This is a genomic window from Mycobacterium sp. E2699, from assembly GCF_001666745.1.
GTDB lineage: Bacteria > Actinomycetota > Actinomycetes > Mycobacteriales > Mycobacteriaceae > Mycobacterium.
The window spans coordinates 257,306-266,367 of the sequence record NZ_LZJH01000035.1 but is presented as its reverse complement, the minus strand read 5'-3'; the positions used below and the strand labels follow the sequence as shown (position 1 = coordinate 266,367).

Below are 9,062 nucleotides of genomic sequence, written 5' to 3'. Positions count from 1 at the left end.
CCCGGGACCTCACGCTGCGGCTATGGGACGCGGACACCGGCCAGCCGATCGGGGCGCCGTTTGACGGGCATACCGACCCCGAGTCTGCAACCAATACCCCACCTCCCGATCCACCCAATACGACTGAGCCGCAGCCGGAGACAACACCATCACCAAAAAACGAGCCCGATCCATCGCCTCGGTGATCTTGCCCCACAAATCCGGACTCACCTCCAAATTGGTGTCATCACGAAACACCCGCAACGCCCGCAACTGCCCCAACCGCCGCCCAACCCGATGCAAACCCTTCTGAATCCCACTAGCCACCAACCGATCCCGATGCGTATACGACAAAAACGCGTCATACTCCGGCACCACCCGCCCCACACCTGGTGGCACAACCTGCATCGCATCCGACATCATGCCTCCTGAGCAAGGATCAGCGTGTTGGGTTCAACCAGTAGCAATTCCCGCGCGAAACGGGTTGCGGCGCAAAAGATCCGGTCAGACATGGCCGACGGCCACTAACCCGCGGGCTCGTCCGCCGGGGTGGGCAGCCCGGGGCAGGTCGCGACGTACGGGATGTCGGGCGACACCCAGTCCCGCCACTGTTTGTGGCTCATGTTGGCAATAAGCTTGTCGCACAAGGTCTTCGAGGTGGCGGTGACCGGCCACAGCCTTGCGGTGCCGTCGCCGCTGCCGCTGGCGAGGCGCTGCCCGTCGGGGCTGAATGCGACGGCGGTCACCGAGTTGGCGTGGCCGGTGAGCGGTCCGAACAGCGGTTGCTGCGTGTCGGCGTCCCATAACCGCACGGTGGCGTCTCGGCCGCCACTGGCCAGCCGGTGCCCGTCGGGGCTGAACGCCACGCCGAGCACCACGTCGGTGTGCCCGCTCATCGGGGCGCCGACGAGGTGGCCGGTGTCGGCGTTCCACAGCCGCACCAGGTGGTCCTCGCTGACGGAGGCGAGGCGGTGGCCGTCCGGGCTGAAGGCCACGCCGTAGACCTTCCCGCTGCGATCCTCGAGCGGCGTGCCGATGGCTTCGCCGGTGTCGGCGTTCCACAACCGCACCGTGTAGTCAAGGCCTCCCGCCGCCACCCGATGCCCGTCCGGGCTGAACGCCACGCTCCATACGGTCCTGGCGCTCCCCGTCAGCGGTGCTCCGCTCGGCCGACCGGTGGCGGCCTCCCACAGCCGCACGGTGCCGTCCCCGCCGCCCGTCACCAGCCGCCGCCCGTCCGGACTGAACGCCACGCTGGACACGCCGTCGGAGTGCGCCGAGATCGGTGTGCCGACCGGGCGACCGGTCCCGACGTCGAACACGACAACCGTGTCGTCGTCGCCGGCGGTGGCCAGCCGGTGCCCGTCCGGGCTGAACGCGACGCCGAGCACGGTGCTGGTGTGCCCGGTCAACGGCGGCCCGGCGGGCTCACGGGTGCTCACGTTCCACAGCCGGGCGGTGTGATCCTCGCCGCCGGTGGCCAGTAGGCGCCCGTCGGGGCTGAAGGCCACGCTGTCCACCATGCCGTTGTTTCCCGCGAGGGGCTCGGTGGCGTCCCACAGCCGGAAGGTGTGGTCCCAGCCCGCCGACGCCAGCCGTCGGCCATCGGGACTGAACGCCACGCTGAGCACCACGTTGGTGTGCCCGGTCAGCGGGGAGCCCAGCTGCCGTCCGGTCTCGGCGTCCCACAACCGCACGGTGTTGTCGACGCTGCAGCTGGCCAACCGGCGTCCGTCCGGGCTGAACGCCACACCCGTCACGCCGTCGGTGTGCGTCTCCCAGGGCGGCCCCAGCTGCCGGCCGGTGTCGGCGTCCCACAACCGCACACTGTTGTCATCGCCGCCGCTGGCCAGCCGGTGCCCGTCCGGGCTGTACGCGACGCTGCGCACCTGATTGGTGTGCCCGGCCAGCGGTGCTCCCACGGCCCGGCCGGTGGCGACGTCCCACTGCCGCACCGTCTTGTCGCGGCTGCCGGAGGCCACCCGCTGGCCGTCGGGGCTGAACGCCACGCCCGTCACGACGTCGGTGTGCCCGGTCAGCGGTGACCCCACGGGCCGGCCGGTGTCGGCGTCCCACAGCCGCACCGTCATGTCGTCGGCGCCGCTCGCGAGCCGGTGCCCGTCGGGACCGAACGCGACGCTGGTCACCCAGCCGGTGTGCCCGGTCAGCGGATTCCCGATGGGTTTGCCGGATGCGGTGTCCCACAACCGCACCGTGTGGTCACGGCTCGAGGTGGCCAGCCGGCGACCGTCCGGGCTGAACGCCACACCAGTCACCATGCCGGTGTGGCCCGTCAGCGGCGCCATCAGCGGCTGGCCGGTGTCGGCGCTCCACAATCGCACGTTGTTGTCATCGCCGCCGGTGGCCAGGCGGTGCCCGTCGGGGCTCACCGACACGGCCAGCACCCGCGCGCCGGTGTCCGCGACCTTGAGCGTGCTCGAGCGCACGGCGGCGGCGTGCAGGAGCGGGCGATCGTCGTGGGTGTTGGCCAACGTGTCGGCGGCGAGAAGTTCCTGGAAAGCACGCACATCCCCGCCCGGCGCCGATCTGGTGAAGATGTCCCCGGCCTCCGCGCGCAGCCGCACGGCGGTGGCGTCGAGGAACCGGCTTTGGGCTTGCCTGCGCGCCGAACGCGCATGAACCGACGCGGTCGCCGCCAGGATCGCCCCCACGACGGCGATCACCGCCACCACCGCCGTACCGGCCACCACGGCGCGCAGCACGCGCGAGCGCCGGCGCAGCGCCGCCGCGTGGGCCTCGGCGGTCTGCTGGCGTTCCCGCGCATCGCGAAGTTCGGCCTCCCGGCGCCGCGCCTCCGCCATCCGGCTGGCGTCCTCGGCGACCCGGGAGGCGCGCAGATACTCCCCCGCGACGAGCAGCCGCTCTTTGAATTCGGCGGTGGCGGCGAGGCTTTCGGCATCGACCAGCCGGGTTCCCGTCAGCAGCCACGAGGGGTTGCGGTCGTGGCCGGCCCAGGCGGCGGCGCCGCGCTCCACGTCGTCGGCGGTCAACAGGTGCTGCCGCTCCTCGCGCAGCCACCCTGCCAACGAGTTCCATTGCCGCAGCAGGCTTTCCAGCGCCACCTCGATGACGACCTCGCCGTCGCGCTCGTCGCGGACCATCAGCCGTTTCCTGACGAGCGCGTCGATCAGCGGGTGGCTGTCCTCGGGCAGGTCGCGGTAGCGCGCCACCCGCCGCACCGGCTGATCGCTGTCGGGATTGATCGTGGCCAGCCACGGGATGAATGCCGACCGTAGGATCGCCAGCGCGGTGCGGCGATCGTGCGGAGAGTCGGCCAGGATTTCGTCGATCTCGTTGTTGACGACATCGCGCATGCCGCCCATCGCTTCGTAGTCATCGACGGTCAGCTCGTTGACATCCGCGTCAAGCCAATCGGTGTACAGCCGGGCCAGCGTCAGCGACAGCAGCGGCAGGGTGTCGGCGCCCTCGCGGGCATCCTCGATCAGGCGTTGCACCAGGGCCGGCGAAAATCGGACATGCTGCTCGGCCTCCGCGGTCCGCGCGGCGGGGCCCACGATGACGTCGCGGAACTCAGAGGCCGGCATGGGCCGCAACTCGTTGAACAACACGCTGCCGAGGCCGTCGAGGGCGCGATGATTCTGCATCGCCTCGTAGCTGTCGGTGCGGATCGTCGCCGCGACCACGAAACCCAGACCGGCGGCGTTGATCTCGCGCAGGCTCGCGGCGAGCAAGGTCAGGAACTGCTCGGCCTGGTCGCCGGCGTCGACCGAGAACAGCTCCTCGGCCTGATCGAGCGGCAGCACGAGCGTCGGCGCCGCCCCGTCCCGGCCGACGTCGGCCAGCCGCTTGGCGGCCGCGGAGCGCGCCTCGGTCAGCAACCGCGCGATTCGATCGGGGTCGCCCAGGCAGGCCCTCTTGATGTCGCCCAGCCGGGTTCCGCGCAGTCCGAGTCGCTGGCACGCGCTGTGGATGGCGGCCGCGAAACCGTGCTCGCCGGTCAGCGCGGCCCGTTCGGGGCGCATGATGCCCAGCACCGCGAAGCGACCGTCCTCCCGCTGCAGCCGCGGGATCAATCCGGCGCGCAGGAACGACGACTTGCCGCTGCCCGACGGGCCCAGCACCACGAACAGTGGCTTGGCCCCCGCGAGCCGCATCGCGCGCATCTCGTCCAGGCCGCGCACGATCGCCGCGTCGCGGCCGAAAAACACTCCGGCATCGAGGGTTTCGAACGGTTCCCAGCCGCGGTACGGCGCGCGAAGCGGGTCCTCGGCCGGCGGCCACACGAAGTTCTCCGGCCCCACCCCGGTGCCCGCGATGGCCCGGCGCAGTTGATCGAGCGCCGCGGAGTTGAAGCGCAGCGGGGGGCCCCCGGGCACCTCGATCGGCGTTTGTGGGCCGACGGCGAACAGGTCGCAGCGCTGCCATTCGGAGGTGATGTCCGAGGGCCCGGTGTCCTCGAGCCGGGCGACGAGAATCTGTTTGCCGAGACCCTCGCTGGTGCGGTATTCGGCCCTGCACTGCGCGGACGCCTGCCAGGCGGCTGAGACCAGGCAGATCACCGCCTCGCAGCGGGAATCGTTTTTGAACAGCTCGCGCTTCCACCGCGCCGCCGAACCGGTCACCGAGTCGGGGCCGAGGTCCAGGAAGATCTCGTTGACGAGTTGCGGCCGGTGCTCGCACAGCCAGTTTCTCAACGCGATCGCCGCGCGGCGGTCCTCCGCCGAATGACTCACGAAGACGCGCGACATGGCCACTTCCCGATTGTCATGACGATTCGCCCGGGCCGGTCGGCAGTCCGGGGCAGAGCCGGACATAGGGGATGTCGGGAGAAACCCATGCGCGCCAGTCTTTTTGGCTGATGTTGGCAATCATCTTGTCGCACAGGGCGTTCGAGTCGGCGACGAGAGGCCACACCCGCACGGTGGCGTCCACGCCGCCGCTGGCGAGCCGTTGGCCGTCGGGGGCGAAGGCCACCGCCCACACCCCGCCGTCGTGCCCGACCAGGGGCTGCATCAGCGCGTCCCCGGTGCGGGCATCCCATAACCGGATCGTGTGGTCGATACTCGCGCTGGCCAGCCGGCGACCATCCGGACTGAACGCGACGGCGGTGACGGCGTCGATATGCCCGCCGATCGGTGCGCCGGCCGTGCGGCCGGTGTCGAGGTTCCATTCCTGCAGCGTTCCGTCCCTGCTGCCGGTCACCAGCCGGTGCCCGTCCGGACTGATCGCGAGGCAGATGAGATCGGTGGTGACGATGCGCAGGGTCTGCAGGGCCCGGCCGCTGTCGGCGTCCCACAGCCGCACGGTGCCGTCCCAGCTCGAGCTGGCGATCCGGCGGCCGTCGGGGGTGAACGCCACACCCGTCACGGTTGAGGCGTGCCCGGTCATCGGCGCGCCGATGGGCCGCCCGGCGTCGGCGTCCCACAGCCGCACCGTCCCATCCCAGCCCGCCGAGGCCAGGCGGTGCCCGTCGGGGCTGAACACCACCTTGCTCACCTTGCCGGTGCCTATCAGCGGCGCCCCGATCTGCCGGCCGGTGTCGGCATCCCACAGCCGCACCGTCCCATCCCAGCTCGACGACGCCAGGCGGTGGCCGTCGGGACTGAACGCCACACCCGTCACGTCGTCGGTGTGACCGCTCAGCGGGGCTCCGACGGGTTGGAGGGTGTCGAGGTTCCACAGTCGAAGGGTGTGGTCACCGCTGCCCGTGGCGAGGCGATGCCCGTCCGGGCTGAACGCGACACCGAAAATGGTCCCGGTGTGGCCGGTGAGCGGCTGGTCGGCGTCCCATATCCGGACCGTCTGATCGTCGGCGGCGCTGACGAGGCGGTGGCCGTCCGGGGTGAACTCCACCGCGTCCACCGACATGGTGTGCCCCGTGATCGCCGGCCCGAGGGGCTGCCGGGTGTCGGCGTCCCAGATTTGGAGCGTGTTGTCGGTGCTGCCGCTCACCAGCCGGCGCCCGTCGGGGCTGAACGCCACCGCGGTCACGTCCTGGGTGTGGCCGGCCATCGAATTGCCGATCGGTTTTCCGCTGTCGACGTCCCAGAGCCGCACCATGCGGTCGGCGCCTCCGGTCGCCAGCCGGCGCCCGTCGGGGCTGAAGGCCACGCACCACACGGTGGCGTCGTGTTCGGCCAGCGGCGCGCCGATCTGCTTCCCGGTGTCGGCGTCCCAGATTCGCGCCGTGCGGTCGGAGCCGGCGCTGGCCAGCCGGTGTCCGTCGGGGCTGAAGGCCACGCTGTTGACGCTGGCGGTATGCCCGGTCAGGGGATCCCCGATCTGTCGCCCGGTGTCGGCGTCCCACAGGCGCAGCGTGTCGTCGTCGCTGGACGAAACCAGCCGGCGCCCGTCCGGACTGAACGCCACATTGGTCACCCAATCTGTGTGACCCGTCAGGGGGGCGCCGATGGACCGCCCCGTGGCGGCGTCCCATATCCGCAGGGTGTTGTCTTCGCTGGCGGTGGCCAGGCGATGCCCGTCGGGGCTGAACGCCACGCTCATCACGGGCTTGGTGTGTCCCCGCAGTGGCGCCCCGAGCGCCCGGCCGGTGGCCGCGTCCCACAGGTGCACCATGTTGTCCCGGCCGGCGCTGGCGATGCGGCCCCCGTTTTGGGCGATGCCGAGCACGACCGTGCCGGTGTCGATGATCTTGAGCGTGGTGACACGTTCGGCGGCGGCGTGCACCAGCGGGCGATCGTCGGGGGCGCCCGCCAACGCGTGGGCGGCGAGCAGCTCGTCGAACGCGCGGATGTCCCCGCCGGGAGCCGATCCGGCGAGCATGTCGGCCGCCTCGGCGCGCAGGCGGGCGGCGGTCACGTCGTAGAACCGGCTTTGCGCCTGTCGCTCGGCCGCGTGCAGCTTGGACGTGTTGACCACGGCCATGATCGCCCCCACGATCGCGATGACGGCCACCACGGCGGTGCCCGCCAGCGCGCGGCGGAGGATGCGCGAGCGCCGGCCCAGGGCGGCGGCGTGGGCATCGGCGGTGTGTTCGCGCTCCCGGGCGTTGCGCAGTTGCGTTTGCCGATAGGATTCCTCGGCCGCCGCGGTCGCCTCCGCGGCGTACCGCGATGCCGCGAGGTAACCGCGGGTGCCGGCGAGGCGCTGTCCGAATTGCGGCATGCCCTCCAGGGTTTCGGCGTCGGTGAGCCGGGTGCCGCTCAACAGCCACGCCGGGTCGTGCCAGTGGGCCTGCCAGGCCGCAGCGCCGCGTTCCACGTCGTCGATGGTGATCAGGTGCTGGCGTTCCTGACGCAGCCAGCCGGCCAGCGATTCCCATTGGCGCAGAAAGCTTTCCAGGGCCACCTCGACGACCACCTCGCCGTCACGCTGGTCGCGGACCAGCAGCCTCCGCTCCACCAGCGCGTCGATCAAGGGGCGGCCTTCCGCGGGTAGATCGCGATAGCGCGCCACGCGCCGCATCGGCTGGTCGCTGTCGGGGTTCACCGTCGCCAGCCACGGGATGAACGCCGACCGCAGGAGGTCGAGCTGGTGCCGGCGCCGCGCGGGATCCTCGGCCAACACCGCCTCGACTTCGTTGTTGACGACGTTGCGCATTGCGCCCATCGCGTCGTAGTCGGCGGGGGTCAGCTCGCCGGCCGCGGCGCCTTCCTGTCGGCGCTCTCGCCAGTCGCCGTACAGCCGCGCCAGCGTCAGGGAGAGCAACGGCAGGCTGTCCGCGCCCTCGCTGGCGTCGGCGATCAGCCGCTGGACGAGGGCCGGGGCGAAGCGCAGTTGTTCGCCGGCGGTCTCACCGCGCCGGGCCGGGCCGACGATGACTTCGCGGAACTCGGTCGGCGGCATCGGTTTCAGCTCGTTGAACAACGTGGTGGCCAGCCCGGCGAGGGCGGGATGGTTCTGCATCACCTCGTAGCGGTCGGTGCGGATGGTGGCGGCGATGATCAGGCCGGTGTCCTCGGCGTTGAGCCGGTGGGCCAGCCCGGCGATCCGGTGGAGGAAGAGCTCGGCTTGCGGTCCGGCGTCCGCGGCGAACAATTCCTCCGCCTGGTCCACCGGCAGGATCAGCGTCGGCGCCGACCCCTCACCGCCGGCTTGGCCCAAGCGCTGCATCGCCGCGGAGCGCAGCTCGATCAGCAGTTGCCGAACCCGTTCCGGTTCGTCCAGGCAGGCCCGGTTGACCTCGTCGAGTGGCGGGCCCGGCAAGTCGAGCGCCGCTCGTGCGGTGTGAATGGCCGCGCCGAGGCCGCGGTCCCCGGTCAGCGCGGCGCGCTCCGGACGCAGGATCCCCAGCACCGCGAAGCGGCCGTCCTCGCGCTGCAGTCGCGGGATCAGGCCGGCCCGGAGGTAGGAGGACTTACCGCTTCCGGACGGGCCGAGCACGACGAACAGCGACTTGGTCCCGGCCAGGCGCATCGCGCGCAATTCGTCGACCCCGCGCACGATGGCCGCGTCGCGACCGAAAAACACTGCCGCATCGATGCTTTCGAACGGTTCCCAGCCCCGATACGGCGCGCGCGTCCGATCCTCGTCGGGTGGCCAGACGAAATTCTCCGGTCCGACGCCGCTGCCCTCGACCGCCCTGCGCACCTCCTCGAGGACGGTGGTGTTGAACCGCACCGGCTCTCCCACGTCCCCCAGCCGGGCCAGCTCCGGCGCCGCCGCGACATCAAGTTCCGTGTGCGGGCCGTCGGCAAAAAGGTCGAACCGCCGCCATTCGGAACTGATGTCGGTGTCGGCGACGTCCTCCAGGCGCACGCAGAGGATTCGTTTGCCCAAGCCCTCGGCGATCCGGTACTCCGCCTTGCATTCGTGGGAAGCCTCCCAGTTCCGCGACAGCAGGCAGATCACCAGCTCGCACCGGGCATTGCTGGCGAAGAGCTGGCCCTTCCATCGATCTCCCAGCTGCAGGCCCGTGCGGGTGTCGATGTCGAGGAAGATCTCGTTGGCCAGCTGCGGTCGCCTCAGCGACAGCCACTGCTTCAGGGCCACCGCCTGACGGCTGTCCAGGCTGGAATGGCTCAGGAAGATTCGCAGCACGACGGTGTCCAATCGCCCATGTAGCGTGCGGCCCGGCCGGCGCACCGGGCCTGACACCACCCGGAAAGCGCCGACCGGTCAATCAGCATTTGCCGCACGCC

Annotated in this window: 3 protein-coding genes; all 3 read right to left on the bottom strand. The window is 71.0% G+C overall.

Translation table 11 applies throughout. The annotated features are described in order from the left end of the window. Positions 1-9: 9 nt before the first annotated feature. Positions 10-387 (bottom strand): toll/interleukin-1 receptor domain-containing protein, encoded by a 378-nt coding sequence (locus A5696_RS26910; protein ID WP_231964238.1) that lies wholly within the window; start codon positions 385-387, stop codon positions 10-12. Positions 388-503: 116 nt separating this feature from the next. Further along, the gene (locus A5696_RS05290; protein WP_067874428.1) at positions 504-4,709 is read right to left on the bottom strand and encodes a TIR domain-containing protein; all 4,206 of its coding nucleotides are present in this window, start codon (positions 4,707-4,709) and stop codon (positions 504-506) included. A gap of 16 nt (positions 4,710-4,725) precedes the next feature. Next, positions 4,726-8,973, bottom strand: a complete 4,248-nt coding sequence (locus A5696_RS05285; protein WP_231964233.1) for a TIR domain-containing protein — start codon at positions 8,971-8,973, stop codon at positions 4,726-4,728. Positions 8,974-9,062 lie beyond the last annotated feature (89 nt).

Bases quoted from the DNA above. Each gene is read 5' to 3' on its own strand.
- A5696_RS05290 (WP_067874428.1), bottom strand. From the start codon at position 4,709: ATGTCGCGCGTCTTCGTGAGTCATTCGGCGGAGGACCGCCGCGCGGCG.
- A5696_RS26910 (WP_231964238.1), bottom strand. From the start codon at position 387: ATGCAGGTTGTGCCACCAGGTGTGGGGCGGGTGGTGCCGGAGTATGAC.